Raw genomic sequence first — 15765 nt, forward strand, 5'->3', positions numbered from 1 at the left:
TATCACCATGCGTCATCGTAATAGTGGTGTGAAATTAGGCCGTACAAGCAGCCATCGTAAAGCGATGTTCCAAAACTTGGCTAATTCTTTATTTGAACACGAGTTGATCAAAACAACTGTGCCTAAAGCTAAAGAATTACGTCGTGTTGCTGAGCCTTTAATCACTCTAGCAAAAAACGATACTGTAGCAAATCGTCGTTTAGCATTTGCTCGTACTCGTAATGCTGCAACTGTTGGTAAATTATTTACCGTACTCGGCCCTCGTTACAAAGAACGTAACGGCGGTTATCTACGTGTTCTTAAAGCGGGCTTCCGTGCTGGTGATGCAGCACCGATGGCTTACGTTGAGCTTGTAGATCGTGAAGTAAACACTTCAGCTGAATAATTGATTTTATTCAAAAAAGACCGGTTTTATACCGGTCTTTTTTATTTCTAGTCAAAAAATAAATTATAAAAATGTCCTCAAGTGACATAAAAAAGTAGATAAACGGTCAAACTTGACATTGTGTATTGTCAAAATTGTGTTTTAATAAACTTATATTCTCAACAATGGGTATAAAAATAAAATGGAAAAGCAAGTTGATATTTTAATCATTGGCGCAGGTATTTCAGGAATCGGAATCGCTGCCCATTTATCAAAAAATTCACCACAACGACAATTCGAGATTTTAGAACGTCGCGAGTCTTTTGGTGGAACATGGGATCTTTTCCGTTATCCTGGCATCCGTTCAGATTCAGATATGTCTACCTTTGGTTTTAACTTTAAACCATGGTGTAAAGCGAATGTATTAGCTGATGGTGCTTCTATTAAAGGATATTTAGGTGAAGTAATTAATGATTTTAAATTAAAAGAAAAAATTCATTTTGGTCATCGCGTACTTTCTGCTAATTATGATTCGGCTTCAAAAAAATGGCAGGTTGTAGTCGAAGATAGCAATAAAAAACAGCAGACTTGGATTGCCAATTTTGTTGTAGGTTGTACAGGTTACTATAATTATGATCAGGGTTATGCACCTTCTTTCCCAAATCAAGAAGCATTTAAAGGGCAACTCATTCACCCACAGCATTGGCCTGAAAACTTAGATTACGCAGGTAAAAAGGTGGTTATTATTGGTAGTGGTGCAACAGCGATTACTTTAGTACCAGCAATGGCTAAAGGTGGGGCAGGTCATGTGACCATGTTGCAACGTTCACCAACGTATATTGCTAGCGTTCCTTCTATCGATTTCATCTATGAAAAAACGCGTAAATTTATGTCTGAAGAGGCAGCTTATAAATTTACCCGTGCCCGCAACATTGGTATGCAGCGTGCTATTTATGCGTTGTCTCAGAAACATCCTAAAACTGTACGTCGTTTACTTTTAAAAGCAATTGAAGTGCAGCTTAAAGGTAAGGTTGATATGAAGCATTTTACACCTTCATACAATCCTTGGGATCAGCGTTTATGTGTAGTGCCAGATGGGGACTTGTTTAAGATTTTACGTGAAGGCAAAGCAAGTGTAGAAACTGATCAGATCGAGAAATTTACTGAAAAAGGTATTTTACTTAAATCTGGCAAACATCTTGATGCTGATATCGTTGTTTCTGCAACAGGACTACAGGTTCAGATTATGGGTGGAGTTCAGGCTACTCTTGATGGGAAACCAATCAACTCATCTGAACATATGCTTTATAACGGCATAATGCTAAGTGATGTGCCGAATATGGCGATGATTATTGGCTATGTGAATGCCTCATGGACACTCAAAGTAGATATCGCTGCCGAATATATTTGTCGCTTATTAAACTATATGGACAAAAATAGTTATGATGAAGTGATTCCATCGGGTGATAAGACTGTGATGGAAGAAGATACTGTAATGGGTAAACTATCTTCAGGTTATATTAACCGTGCAGCACATGAACTTCCTAAACAAGGTAAGCGTGCTCCATGGCAGGTGACTAATAACTATTTAGAAGATAGAAAGTCTTTGAAAAATGCAAAATTTGAAGATGGCATTCTTCATTTTCATAAGCGTTCTGAAGCAAATGAGCGTAAACCAAAATTAGTATCTTAAGTCGTGTTAAATAAGAAAAGGGGCGTAATGCCCCTTTTTTTATGAAACTATTAAAGTGTTCTTGAAATTAATTCTTTCATGATTTCATTTGTACCTGCATAAATTCTATTTGCTCGATGATCAATGTAGGCACGTGCAATTGGATATTCAAGCATATAGCCATAACCACCATGCAATTGAAGGCATTCATCTACAATCTTCGAGAACATATCAGAAATTTTATATTTAGCAGCAGCTGCAGCTTCTACACTCAATTTTTCTTCAAGTTGTAATTCCATACAACGATCTAAATATGTCCGGCAGAAATCGATTTCTGTTCTAAGTTCAGCAAGTTTAAAACGCGTATTTTGAAATGCGCCAATAGGTTTACCAAACGCCTTACGATCTTTTGTATATTGAACAGTATGTGCAAATGCTGCTTCAGCACCTGCCTGACAAATAATAGCAACTAACATTCGTTCCCATGCTAATTCTTTCATGAGCATGATAAAGCCCATACCTTCCATGCCTAAAAGGTTTTCTTTGGGAACACGAACATTATCAAAAAAGAGTTCGCAGGTATCTTGGCCTTTCATACCAATTTTGTTTAGAGGTTTACCTTTACTAAAACCAGCACGGTCTGCTTCTACAATAATTAAGGATAAGTTCGCCGATCCTTTATCACTATTACCAGTCTTACAAACGACTACAGCCATGTCGCATAAGTAGCCATTTGTAATAAAAATTTTAGAACCATTAATGATATATTCGTCACCATCAAGTACGGCGGTGGTTCGTACCGCTTGTAAATCTGAACCAGTGCCTGGTTCAGTCATTGCAATAGCAGTAACAACTTCTCCAGTTGCCATTTTTGGTAACCATTTTTGTTTCTGTTCTTCATTACCAAAATTATTAACGTAATTAGCAACAATATCAGAATGTAGAGAAAAACCAGTACTTGAGTCCATCGCATATGCTTGTTCTTCAATAAGAATCATACTGTATAGGCGATCTACCCCAGAGCCTCCATATTGCTCTGGCATTGTGGTGCAAAGAAGACCTAATTCTCCAGCTTTATTCCAAAGATCTCGGTCAACATGTTGCTGTTTTTCATATTTCTCTATATTGGGAACGACTTCCTTTTCATAGAATTTACGTACTGTCTCACGGAAGGCTTCGTGTTCTTCATTGAATAATTGTCTCGGTAACATATTTGGAATAGGACGGATGGCACCAGATTGCATTTGTATTTCTTCCTTGGTTCAGGTGTGATGTTATACCCTAAACATACGTAAGCATTTCATGCCTCACAATGTGATGAATGCTCAATTATGCAGACAAGATGATAAATTTGGTCAATTTGATATTTTTAGCGATCTTTAGGATGTGATCAGGTAAACTAGGCGCACTATCAACGCAGATGGGGACGTAAATGTCTGACGAAATGACCTTGGAAGAACGTAAAGTAATTTATCGAGCACGCCGCGGCTTAAAAGAAATTGACGTCTATTTTGACCCGTATGTAAAAAATTATTATTTAAAAGCTGATCCGGCTGAAAAAGCATTATTTGCAGAGTTGGTTGATCAAGAAGATCCAGATTTATTAGATTGGTTCATGGAAGTTTCTGAACCTCCACGTACTGAGTTACGTGAATTTATTTATAAACTAAAACAGTATGTGCATGGCTAAACTGTTTTGATAAAAGAATTAAATTTTGAGCTGAAATATAGCCGTGTCTCGGTAATATTTCAGCTTTTTGTTGGTTTGGGTTTAGCAATCCTGCTTTATCAATTATTAACACCGATATGGTGGCTATGTGCTGTCATTCTTCTGTTTATTGGTTTTATTTTCTTTCTAAAGCAAGCACAAATATCTCAAATTGAATATTTAGATCAAAAATTATGGTCGGTTGCATATTTTTCGAAAAAAGAAATTTACTGTGGGGAAATTACTAAGATAATTGATTATCAGTTGTTTGTGGTTATTTATCTTGAAGAAACTCCTACGAATATAGCTATTGTTTGGTTCGATCAGCTTCCTATTCAGCAGTGGAAAAGATTAAAAGTTTTAGAAAAACTCTATTAATTGTTAGACAATTCTACAATTGTATATTTATTTAAAAATTATAAAAAACAAAAACTTAATAATTTTTTTCTTCATTAAACTTCAGATTGTCTAATTAAAATATAGAAAAAAGCCAAGGAAATATGATTGTCTGACAATTTTGCCTATAGGTAGCTATTTGATCGGTTAAAGTACAAACACCAACGTAAAGTGTGTCGGAGGTCTCAAAATGGAGATGCCAACATGGTCGTTCTTGGTCATTGCCATCATTCTGGCAGTGGTGATAGGAAGAGCAGGAACTTTACTCAGGGAACATCTTAACAAAGTTAGTTTTAACAAGGTTAAGAGACAGAGGATGCAAGGTCGTCGATCAGTCAATTATTAAAATTGGTTAATCGATTAATTTCATCAAGTGTCCAGTTTATAACTGGGTGCGATTGTAGTAAGGAGGTCTCTCATGGAGATTTCAATGTGGATGTTTCTGTTAATTGCAGTTGTTATGGCTGTAGTAGTAGGAAGAGCAGGAACTTTACTTAAGGATTATATAGAACAAAAATAATATAAGCCGTTAAAAGCTTATCCCAGTTAATAAGTAGCATGTGCTGAACCGTCGCAATGCTACTTTTTTTTGCCTAAAATTTGTGTTTCCTCGAAAAACTGTCAATTTTATCTGCTGTGAAGTGTGTCAAAGTATAAGCGCTACAATTAGAGTAATTACTCTTTTATTCAAGATATGCATCTGCTAATGTACATCTGAAAAGGAAAAAACAAATTACATAGAGGACAGGAAGATGTCTAAAGTCCAAAAAATAAGCCAAGGTTTGGCGGTGAGTTTTCTTGCAGCTTCAGTTTTATCAGGTTGTTCATACGTCGTGAAAACCGGAGCAAATGTTGCTCTAGGTTTTACGGAAAAGCACGTCGTTCCACCTATTTTGGCAATGCAAGATGCTGAAATGGTATGTAACACCGGTAGTGCTTTAACGCCTGCAATCATGTCTACCAAAGGGATGGGTGCAGATCCGACACGTGTTGCAGTATTAATGTATGCAGCATCAGGTGTATGTGCGGAAAATCAAGCTTTAGAACAAGAACTGCGTTATTTACGTGCTTCAAAAGCAGGTCAAGTGACAGAAGCCCAAGATGCACGTATTGCACAGAAGCGTTGGGCAGCAATTGCAGCTGAACGTCAGTATACTGGCTATAAGTTATTTGCTGATCGTTGGGAATCTAAATATAAATATCACTTAGGTGACTCTTGCCCAACGATGCGTAATGATACTGATCAAACCGTTTATTTACTTGGCATGATCAGTGGTCTTCAGGCTGTGACCAACGATATTAACTCAGGCGGCGCAGTCAATGTTCCTAAAGATATTGCTGCTATTGTAGAGCGTGGCATGGTTTGTCTTGATAATGAAAAATTCTGGGGCGCACCTAATGCAACGCGTGCTGTTATCTGGACTTTATTACCAGGTGCTGATGAAGGGAAACCTGATCCATACCAAACTTTAAAACAGTCAACTCAGATTGGTGAGAAAAAAGGTGTTCGCCTATCTCATGCCTTATATGCCGTAGCTGCTCAAGCAAGCGGTGATGATGCAAAAATCCGTGATGCATTAAGATCTTATGCAGCGTCTCAAGCTGATGACAAACCTGTCAATCCTAACTTTAAGTTAATCGATAGTATGGCTGGCCTTATTGTACGTGGTATCTCTGATCGTTATTGGACTGAGCATACTGGTGTACGTACTGGAGATGATGGCATGTCTCATTTCTGGGATGATAAGAATGAAGGTGCAGCAGAGCTAGATGAGTTGTTTGATGGGGGCGCCGCTTCTGAAGTTCCTGCTGATTCATCTGCTCCACCAGCAGCGCAGTAAAGAATATTTGAAAGGCTAACTTCTTGCGAGTCTATTGTTAAGTTCTACAATAATCGTAAGAAGTTTAATTTCAAGGAGTGTGCCATGAAGGATCATGTACTGAATAGTAAAGTGCTTCTGGTCGCAGTGTGCATTTCCATATCTGCTTGTCTACAGGTGTTTCCTGATACTTTTATTTATTGGCGCGAAAGTTTACTTGGCGAATTCTGGCGTTTATGGACTGCACATTGGGTACACGTTGGATGGGTTCATTTCCTTTTAAATATGATGGCATTCGCCTGTTTACCCTTTATCTTTCCGCATACAAAAGCATGGCATCTTCTAAGTCTACTTTTGCTATTGCCACCTTTTATTAGTTTGGTGTTCTACTTTTATTTACCTTATATCGAAGCTTATGCGGGCCTATCTGGTGTCTTACATGGGCTATATACAGCGGTTGCTTTAGTCTATCTGCAATATCGTAAAGAGCGAAATTTTGCTTTGCTGGTTTTAGGGTTAATTATTGCTAAACTTATATGGGAAAACACTTTTGGGCAAACAGGGACCGCTCAGTTAATAGGGAGTCCAGTTTTAACTGAAGCTCACCTATATGGAGCAATTGGTGGCGCAATCTTTGGAGGATGCTATTGGCTTTTCCAGAGATTAAAAAAGAAACATTGACAATACAAACTGTTAAAAAAGAGATTTTAGTCATTCTTTATTAATAAAGTTTGATGCAAATTTGATCGTTGAATAAAGGGATTGGTAGAAGGGGGATGGATTTAACCCCTGACCAAGAAAAATTGCATGACTCAATTCTTTAATTTTTAGGGACTTGAGAGAACAAAATTGGAATATTTATGCAAGAACATCAAGAAAAAAGATCTGGATTAGGTCTGCTGGGTTATATCTGGAACGAATGGATCTCAACATTCGTCATCCTCATTCTGCTATTAATGACGCTAATTATTGGTACCGGGGAAATGATCCACGGACAATTATTACGTATCGGGGAACGTCTTTATGGCGACCCTACTACAGGTATGCAATATTCTTTTTTGCGTGCTGAGCCTGAAAAGCCAACTTGTGATCGACATCCAAATATCGAAGCTCAAGTAAAAGAACAAATGAAAGCGAACGCGTCTGATGATTTCGCGAGTTTCTTTGGTGCAGCATCGGAAAGTGATGTCCGTGCATCACTACTCGCAGCGCAGCAACAATGTGATGAAAAATATCAGTTCTATGATAAAGCAATCGCTTATATGGATGCACATCCAAGTATCCGTACGTATCGAACAATAGAAACCTCTTTTTTTGGCCTCTTTAAATTTGGTACTGAAAATAGGGCAATGCTTTTAGTTGTGATGGTTGTTTTGGCCGCGATAACTGCGACATTGAAGACACATCATATCGGTTTACGTAGCCCAGCAACGAAAATTGATTTTCGTGTATATTCAATTGCGATGTTATTTGCTAATGGTCTTTTAACATCATCAACGATTAGTCAATATCGTTCGGTAACGGGTTCGGGGGTGCCTGTAGCAATTGAAATGCAAGTGATTTACTGGTTATGGATTACGTTATTTGCGATTTTGACATTAATCAGTTTATTTCAGTTGATTAAATCTCCAACTCCGACGAAAGAGGGGGGAAATCTTGGGCTTGCTTTCTTAAGTGTGCCACTTTATGCCTATATGGCAATTATTACTGGTATTGCATTTACTTTCTTTATGGATTATCCAATGGGACAAGGTATTTACCTTGGACAGTTGGTTGAATTCTCAAGTATCTTTTTAAATCTTGCTCTATTTATATGGGCAGGTATGTTACTTAAACAAACACGCATAGTTGATTTATTTCTTAATATACTACGGCCTTGGAATCTAGCACCTGAAACTTTAACTTGGTTAATTCTAATTGCAGCAGCTTTACCTACAGCTTATACAGGGGCTTCGGGTATCTTCGTTATTGCAGCCGGTGCAATTATTTATAAAGAAGTCTGGAATGCAGGTGGTCGCCGTCAATTCGCTTTGGCAGCAACAGCTATGTCTGGTTCATTAGGTGTTGTGTTACGACCATGTTTGCTGATTGTTGTTGTTGCGTCTTTGAATAAAGAAGTCACAACAGATTTGTTATATCACTATGGAATATATACATTTCTGCTGTCTTCAACTTTATTTTTAATAGTTTCTTTATTTTTTGCTGAGCAAAAATTTCGTATTGCACCAGTAAAAATAGCATTTCCTAAATCCTTACGCGCTTTTGTTCCTGTATCGCCATATATTGTTATTTTTATCCTAATCTGGTTGTTTTACAAGCATGCCTTGGCAACAGATTTGAATGAGTTCACAGCACCAGTCATGATGCCTGTAATCTTATTACTAATGGTGCTATTTGATAAGTTACGTAGGGAGCCTGCTCCGTTAGCACCAGTCGGTCATTGGGATAGTACCCTTAATGTTTATACTGCTCCAGCCGATGGTTCTCAGCCTGTACCTCAAGTAAAGTCTACAGATGATCCACGTAATCCTGAGCGTAGAGTTTCTTTCCGATCAGCTTTACACACAGCTACAAGTGAAACTGTTGGACATATTGGTGCATTAGTTATTCTAATGGCATTGTCTGTAAGTGTCGGTGGATTCTTGGAACGAATCGAAATTATGGAGGCTTTCCCAACAGATATTAATAGTCTATTTGTTGTGATCTCTTTGATTGTGATTCTCATGGTATTTGTTGGGATGATCATGGATCCATTCGGTGCTGTTATTTTAATTTCAGCAACCGTAGCACCCGTAGCATATAAATACGGAATTGATCCTGTGCATTTCTGGATGATCGCTTTAATTGGTTTTGAGCTTGGCTATATTACTCCTCCAGTTGCTTTAAACCACTTATTGGCCAGACAAGCAATTGGCGACGATGAGGTATCTGAAGCAGATACAGAAGTTCGTCATAAATCATTCTTCTACCGCTTCGAGCGATGGGTACTTCCACTAATTGTAATGGTGCCTGCAATGCTTATTATTGCTTATGCACCTTACTTCTTTAAATTATTCGGTTGGTATCACTAATCTAATAATTTGAAGTAAATATCTTGATTAAAAAACACCCTCTTAAAGAGGGTGCTTTTTTGGATGATACAATATGAGTATTTTGCGTTCGATAACAATCTAATTTTCTTCTTAAAATTAGAAAGCTAAAGATGGATAGCTTTAGCTTTTTTAAGAGTTCATTGAAAAACTATTGCTGTTTAAGCTGAGCTTCTAGCAATTTAACTTGTTCTTCTTTGAGTTTAGTTAGTTGATCCGCATCTGCATGCTGAGCTTTTAAGGTGGCTTCCTGATCTTTTAGCTGGCGATGAATATCTTCAAGTTTAGATACTTCTTCTTTTGCTAAAGACTCTTGTGCAGGGACAGGCTCTTTAAGCACATTTTCACTGACAAGTTGCTGAGAGCTTGCATTTTCAGCTAAGGGTTCAGAACTTGATAATGGGTCAGCTGGTTTCGGTTTAGCAGGAGCAGGAGTCGAGACAGGTTGTGGATCAACCAGTGGTGCTGACGACTCGGTTTTTTTAAAAAACCATTGCGCTGCAAAAAAAAGCACTACGAGAATGCTTAAGCCCCCAATTAAAATCCATAATAATTTTGAGTTTTGTTTTCTTTGTAGTGGCATGTTTAAGACCTTTAGTCGGGACGACGTGGCTTGAACTGTATTACCCCAATTTCATCCGGTTCAGCAGGTGTTTCAGGATCATCAACATGAGTCGGACGATTTTCGCTATAACCGCATTCGATACATTCAATCCATTCGTCTTCTGCGGTGGTTAGCATGACAATTCGATCCATGGCTTCACATTTTGGACATTTTGCCCCAGCAATGAAACGTTTTTTCATCTTTATCACCCTAACCACACGATCAATTTAGGCCCATAGTTTAAGCGGTTTTGTTGTCATTCGTCCAACCTTGATGACGTAACAATGCGTCAATTTTAGGCTCGCGTCCACGGAAATTAACAAATGCCTCAAGCGCAGTGTCTTTTCCACCCACAGCTAGAATTGCCTGACGGAATTCTTTACCCGTTTGAGTGTTAAAAATGCCTTCATTTTCAAAACGATCAAATGCATCGCTCGCTAAGACTTCTGCCCATTTGTAAGAGTAATAACCTGCGGCATAACCGCCAGCAAAAATATGACTAAAACTATGTTGGAAGCGGTTGTAGTCGACAGTAGGAACGACCGCATATTGCTTACGAATATCGTTTAAGGTTTGCTGAATTTGCTCACTGTTCAGGGCTGGCGTTTTGGTGTGAATGGTCAAGTCAAATAATGCAAATTCAAGCTGACGTAAAGTTTGCATACCAGATTGGAAGAATCGAGCATTTAATAAAGCATCTAGTAATTCTTGTGGCAAAGTCTGTTTACTATCGATGTGTTCACTTAATACATCTAGACTTTCTTTATCCCATGACCAGAATTCCATAAACTGGCTTGGTAGTTCTACCGCATCCCAAGCAACGCCATGAGTTCCTGCAACCGAGATATTATCTACTTCGGTCAACATATGATGTAAACCATGTCCGAACTCATGGAACAAAGTAATCACTTCGTCATGAGTCAATAAAGCAGGTTGGTCACCTACAGGAGGAGTAAAATTACACACCATATAGCAAATTGGTTTTTGTAAGCCATGAAGTGTTTGCATGCGCGAGCGGAAGCCGTTCATCCATGCGCCACCACGTTTACCTGTACGTGCATAGATGTCAAAAAAGAAGCCACCAATCACTTGACCTTGGTCTTCTAATTCAAAATAACGTGCATCTGGATGCCAGACAGGTGCTTGTCTTTCAATAATGTTAATGCCGTATAGACGCTGCACAATCTGGAATAATCCCTGAATAACTTTAGGTGCAGGGAAATAAGGTTTTAATGCTTCTTGAGATAAGTTGAATTGTTGCTGTTTAAGCTTTTCAGAATAGTAAGTTGTATCCCAAGGTTTAAGCTCATCAACACCATCTTGTTTAGCAATATCTTGAAGTTCGGCAACTTCTTGAAGCGCAGGAGCACGCGCATGCTCTGCTAGGTCAACCAAAAACTCATGTACTGTTTTTACGTCTGGTGCCATTTTGCTTGCCAGAGAATATTCAGCATAGTTATTGAAACCAAGTAGTTTCGCCATTTCCTGACGAAGACTCAAAATTTCTTCCATAATTTTGCTGTTATCAAACTCAGTTTGTTCAGACTGATCAGATGCGCGAGTCACATAAGCTCTATAAAGCTCTTCACGCAATGCACGGTCATCTGCATAAGTCATGATTGCAAAATATGCTGGGAAATCTAGGGTTGCTACAGCTTGGTCAAGTTCACGTTGTTTGCCGTACTGTTTTAATAACTCAATATTACTTTCTGGAAGACCTTTTAGCTGATCTTCGGTAAGTGGTTTAAAGTAAGCTTGTGTTGCATCAAGTACGTGGTTTGAAAAATCAGAAGAAAGCTGTGAAAGACGCGCAGAAATCTCTGCATAACGTTTTTTCTCTTCACCCTCTAAGGCTACACCTGAAAGTTTAAAGTCACGTAAAGCTAGACGGATAGCACTTTGCTGTGCAGGGCTAAGAGAGCTATAACCTTGACCATCATGGATGTGTTGATAGGTTTGATAAAGCGCCGTGTGTTGACCAAGCTGAGTGTAATATTCACTTAATGCTGGTAATAAAGATTGATAGACTTCTCTCGTTTCTGCATTGCTCATTACAGCGTTTAAATGCGATAAAACGCCCCATGATTCACTTAGATTATTTTCAAGCGTATCGACTTGCTCAAGTACGGCAAGTTGCTGAGCTGCATCTGTAGGTGCAGCCGTAAGAGTATTTAAAAATTCCTGACCTGCTTGGATCGCTTGTTGAATGTCTTGTTTTAAATTTTCTAATTCAATTTGGTCAAAACGCGGAGTTGGTAAAGTCGCTTGCTGTAAAGTCATTGCTAATAGCCACATTATTTTTTAAACATGGTATTAGATGTAGGTCCTCTCAAGTCGGAAATCAAGCTTAATGTGTAAAATAACCCCTTTTAAAAAGAAATAAGCCTCCTATTGGAGACTTATTTTTGAAACGTGATAATTATTTACTCACTATTCAGCCTTTGATTTTGCATTCGACTTTTTCTTTTTAGGCTTAGATTTTTTCTTCACCTTTTCTGATTTAGTCTCGGCTTTTGCTGAGGTTTTTTTACCAGATTTTTTGGTGTAAGAACTTGGCTTACTTTTTTCTTTCTTTTTGTGAACAGGTCGCTCACCATCACTACTGACAGTTGGTTTACTGAAAACTTCTTCAGTCGCCTGCGTAGTAGTTTTAGTCGTACGCGGCGCACGGCTACGAACTACTCGGCCTGCATGGGTAACTTGCTTAATGAGCTGAAAGTCAATTTTACGTTCTTCCAGATTGACACCAGCAACCTGAATTTTAACTTCATCGCCCAAACCAAAGACTTGACCACGATTTTGACCTACTAGATTTTGACTCGCTTGGTCATAAATAAAGAAGTCATCGCCGAGTTGGCTAATATGAATCATGCCATCGACATATAAATCTTTCAGTGTCACGAATAAACCGAATTCGGTCACCGCACTTACAATACCAATAAATTCATCACCTAGATGCTGCTGCATGTAGTGACATTTCAACCACGTCGTTACGCTACGAGAAGCTTCATCAGCACGGCGCTCTGTTTGAGAGAAATGTTCACCTGCATCATCTAGTGCAGCACCAGAGAGTGGATAAGGCTTTTGTTTCAAGTGAGCTTTAATGGCCCGGTGTAATAATAGGTCTGGGTAACGACGAATTGGCGAAGTGAAATGCGTATAAGCTTCATAAGCCAAACCATAGTGCCCTGCATTTTTTGCGCCATAATAAGCTTGCATCATTGAACGTAATAAGACGGCATGAATACTTGGTGCATCAATACGATCTTTAGTTGCTTCAATTACTCTTTGATAGTCTGCTTGAGTTGGTTGGTCAGGGAAGGGTAGCCCCAGTAATTTAACAAAGTCTTTTACTTTCTGAATACGTGAGAACTCTGGAGCTTCGTGCACGCGATACAACATTGGAACATCATGTTCTAATGCATATTCAGCCGCAGCAACGTTAGCAAGTAACATGCACTCTTCAATAAGTTTATGTGCTTCATTACGTGTACGTGGCAAAATTTCTTTAATCCCGCCTAGCTCATCAAAAGTCATGTAGGTTTCAATGGTTTCAAATTCCATTGCATGACGATCAGCACGTAAATTTTTCAAAATCTGATAAAGCTGGAAAAGCGTATTTAAAGATTTATGAACATCACGATCTTTTGGAATCGCATCTGTTGCGCCGTCAAAATATTGTGCTACCTGTGTATAGGTCAAACGTGCTTTTGAATGCATCACTGATGGATAAAAATCGTAACCAGTTACACGGCCTGTACGAGAGAGTTTCAAGTCACAGACCATACATAAACGGTCTACATGAGGGTTTAGAGAGCATAAGCCATTTGACAATGCCTCTGGTAGCATCGGTAATACGAAATGCGGGAAGTATACCGAAGTACCACGTTCCTCAGCTTCTTCATTGAGGGCTGAGTCTAAGCGTACATAATGGCTAACATCAGCAATTGCGACCACTACACGATAACCGCCACCTGGACGTTTTTCAGCATAAACCGCATCATCAAAATCTCGAGCATCTTCACCATCGATCGTAACTAATGCTAAATCTCGTAAATCAATGCGGCCTTCACGGTCTTGAGCAGATGGTTCTTTAAAGCTTTCAGCTTCTTTTATAACTTCATCTGGAAATTCGTAAGGTAAGCCAAACTCAAGAATAGTCTGCGGAATAATAATTTCTGTATCAGCTTTGTCGGCCATAGATTGAATAATATGCGCCGTCGCAAATTCTTCACGAGTCGGATAGCTGTCTATTGCGACACGTAGCATATCGCCAACATTTGCTTCAGCATGTGTTACCAGTTCTTTTTCTAAAGGAATAGGCTGGTGCTGATTTGGATTGTTGGGCTGAATAAAATATTCGCCATCGTGAACCGACAATTTACCAATTAATTGTTTAACACGATGTTGTAAAACTTCTGTGATAAATCCCCAAGGTTTGCCTTTACGATCAACTGAAGTCTGTCGCACTCTAACTCGGTCACCGTTAAAGACTAAACGTAATTCACGTTCAGGAAGTAAAAGGTCACTTTGACCATCGATATGCGCTGTGCCTAAACCTTTACTATTGATATAAACAGTTGCTTCATAGGTCGGTTGATCTGCCACCAACTGAAATTTAAACCCGTCTTTCATGATTTGACCATCACGAACCATAGCACTTAAGCGATGACTGAGTGCTTCAATACTTTTTTGGTCATGAATATTAAAATGATCGACAAGTTCTGCATGAGATTGCGGTGTCTGCAATTGTTCCAATGTATCTAAAATAAGAGTACGGCTTGGAATAGGATTGTCATAACGTTCAGCTTCAGCTTTCGCTTCGGGGTCAGCCCAGTTTTTTGTCATGTCGTTTGGTTTCACGCTTGGCAGATAAGTTTAGCATAAGTCATGCAGACCCGAACTGCACGTTTAGGTTTGCAATAATGTGTTATGCACTACAGTATTTTGATGAAGAAATAATATCTATCTTAACAAGCGTTTGATCGAAAAAGACGAAAATAATGAGAAAATTGCTTAAAAAATAATTCATTGAACTAAAAAACAAGAAAATTTCACTATGATGACTTGAACAATAGGGTTTTAGTTTGTATTATGGCGGCTCGTTCCGGTGAGGTGGATGAGTGGCTGAAATCACTTCCCTGCTAAGGAAGCATACCTATTACTGGTATCGAGGGTTCGAATCCCTCTCTCACCGCCATTTACTTAATGCGCTCATAGCTCAGCTGGATAGAGCACTTGGCTACGAACTAAGGGGTCGGGAGTTCGAATCTCTCTGAGCGCACCAAGTAAAATAGAACGAATCGCTGAAAGGCACACAAGTTACGCGCTCATAGCTCAGCTGGATAGAGCACTTGGCTACGAACTAAGGGGTCGGGAGTTCGAATCTCTCTGAGCGCACCAACTTGAAGAATTAACCGCTTTTATAGCGGTTTTTTTGTGCCTGTTTTTTAGTACTTTAAAAAATCTAAATTTATAACTTTTTAATTATATTAGAGATAATCATAAATGAACTTAGCTTTATTTGACTTTGATGGCACGATCACTCATAACGATACATTCAGTCTATTCCTTAAATTTTCTTTAAATAAAAAAACTCAAATACTAGGTGGTATTCGACTTGCACCTTATATAGCGGGTTATAAGCTTGGATGGGTAACCGATAAAACTATCCGAACTAAACTCTGTCAGGTGGGATACGTGGGCTATGATGCAGATTCCCTAAAATATATGGGACAAGAGTTTGCTAAAAATGTCCTTCCTACCTGTGTGCGTCAAAATGCTTTGGAGCGTATTCTTTGGCATAAACAACAAGGTGATCAGGTTGTGGTTGTATCTGCATCATTAGGTGTTTATTTAGAAAGCTGGTGCCAATCTTTAGATTTAGAGGTTATATGTAATCAACTTGAAATACGTGATGGTATTTTGACAGGTGATTTTATTAATGGTGATTGTGGTTATTTAGAAAAAGTAAATAGAATAAAAAACAAATATGATTTAACTCAGTATTCTACAATTTATGCTTATGGTGATACACCTAATGATTATGCAATGTTAGAGCTGGCGCATAAGAAATATTATAGATGGGAAGAAATGAATTAATATTTAAAGA

General features: G+C 38.6%; 13 protein-coding genes and 3 tRNA genes. 11 read left to right on the top strand and 5 right to left on the bottom strand.

All coding sequences use genetic code 11. The features are described 5' to 3' along the window. The first annotated feature begins 7 nt into the window (after positions 1–7). Positions 8–385 carry a 50S ribosomal protein L17 gene (gene rplQ, locus WBW42_RS05745; RefSeq protein WP_002049717.1) on the top strand — a complete coding sequence of 126 codons (378 nt, stop codon included), beginning with the start codon at positions 8–10 and terminating at the stop codon, positions 383–385. 181 nt (positions 386–566) lie between these two features. Further along, complete coding sequence (locus WBW42_RS05750) at positions 567–2057, top strand: flavin-containing monooxygenase (RefSeq protein WP_032057377.1); 1491 nt, start codon at positions 567–569, stop codon at positions 2055–2057. Positions 2058–2107: 50 nt separating this feature from the next. On the opposite strand, the gene WBW42_RS05755 is transcribed toward WBW42_RS05750, so the two are convergent. Next, a complete protein-coding gene (locus WBW42_RS05755) occupies positions 2108–3280 on the bottom strand; it encodes an acyl-CoA dehydrogenase family protein (protein ID WP_032057378.1) in 1173 nt (390 codons plus the stop codon). A gap of 188 nt (positions 3281–3468) precedes the next feature. On the opposite strand from WBW42_RS05755, the gene WBW42_RS05760 reads away from it, so the two are divergent. The 5 genes from WBW42_RS05760 (at position 3469) to WBW42_RS05780 (ending at position 9031) form a co-directional block, all read left to right on the top strand. After that, positions 3469–3726, top strand: a complete 258-nt coding sequence (locus tag WBW42_RS05760) for an FAD assembly factor SdhE (protein ID WP_002117064.1) — start codon at positions 3469–3471, stop codon at positions 3724–3726. A gap of 6 nt (positions 3727–3732) precedes the next feature. Beyond that, positions 3733–4122 carry a hypothetical protein gene (locus WBW42_RS05765; RefSeq protein ID WP_032057380.1) on the top strand — a complete coding sequence of 130 codons (390 nt, stop codon included), beginning with the start codon at positions 3733–3735 and terminating at the stop codon, positions 4120–4122. 770 nt (positions 4123–4892) lie between these two features. After that, positions 4893–5981 (top strand): hypothetical protein, encoded by a 1089-nt coding sequence (locus tag WBW42_RS05770; protein WP_032057381.1) that lies wholly within the window; start codon positions 4893–4895, stop codon positions 5979–5981. Between the two features lie 84 nt (positions 5982–6065). Continuing rightward, positions 6066–6641 (top strand): rhombosortase, encoded by a 576-nt coding sequence (gene rrtA, locus WBW42_RS05775; protein ID WP_005078319.1) that lies wholly within the window; start codon positions 6066–6068, stop codon positions 6639–6641. 179 nt (positions 6642–6820) lie between these two features. Further along, positions 6821–9031 (top strand): TRAP transporter large permease subunit, encoded by a 2211-nt coding sequence (locus tag WBW42_RS05780; RefSeq protein ID WP_032057383.1) that lies wholly within the window; start codon positions 6821–6823, stop codon positions 9029–9031. Between the two features lie 169 nt (positions 9032–9200). Here WBW42_RS05780 and WBW42_RS05785 read toward each other — a convergent pair whose 3' ends face one another. From WBW42_RS05785 to rnr, 4 genes are all read right to left on the bottom strand, one after another. Further along, a complete protein-coding gene (locus WBW42_RS05785; RefSeq protein WP_032057384.1) occupies positions 9201–9632 on the bottom strand; it encodes a hypothetical protein in 432 nt (143 codons plus the stop codon). Between the two features lie 11 nt (positions 9633–9643). After that, a complete protein-coding gene (locus WBW42_RS05790) occupies positions 9644–9853 on the bottom strand; it encodes a YheV family putative zinc ribbon protein (protein WP_032057385.1) in 210 nt (69 codons plus the stop codon). Between the two features lie 40 nt (positions 9854–9893). After that, a complete protein-coding gene (locus WBW42_RS05795; protein ID WP_032004796.1) occupies positions 9894–11948 on the bottom strand; it encodes a M3 family metallopeptidase in 2055 nt (684 codons plus the stop codon). A 135-nt stretch (positions 11949–12083) separates the two neighbouring features. Further along, a complete protein-coding gene (gene rnr / locus WBW42_RS05800) occupies positions 12084–14501 on the bottom strand; it encodes a ribonuclease R (protein ID WP_005078314.1) in 2418 nt (805 codons plus the stop codon). Positions 14502–14762: 261 nt separating this feature from the next. On the opposite strand from rnr, the gene WBW42_RS05805 reads away from it, so the two are divergent. The 4 genes from WBW42_RS05805 to WBW42_RS05820 all read left to right on the top strand — a co-directional run bounded on the left by WBW42_RS05805 (position 14763) and on the right by WBW42_RS05820 (position 15755). Next, positions 14763–14853, top strand: a tRNA-Ser gene (locus WBW42_RS05805). A 10-nt stretch (positions 14854–14863) separates the two neighbouring features. Beyond that, positions 14864–14940: transfer RNA gene (locus WBW42_RS05810), tRNA-Arg, on the top strand. Between the two features lie 39 nt (positions 14941–14979). Further along, positions 14980–15056: transfer RNA gene (locus WBW42_RS05815), tRNA-Arg, on the top strand. A gap of 105 nt (positions 15057–15161) precedes the next feature. Beyond that, positions 15162–15755 carry an HAD-IB family hydrolase gene (locus tag WBW42_RS05820; protein WP_032057386.1) on the top strand — a complete coding sequence of 198 codons (594 nt, stop codon included), beginning with the start codon at positions 15162–15164 and terminating at the stop codon, positions 15753–15755. Positions 15756–15765 lie beyond the last annotated feature (10 nt).

It is taken from the genome of Acinetobacter sp. LT1 (genome assembly GCF_059800965.1).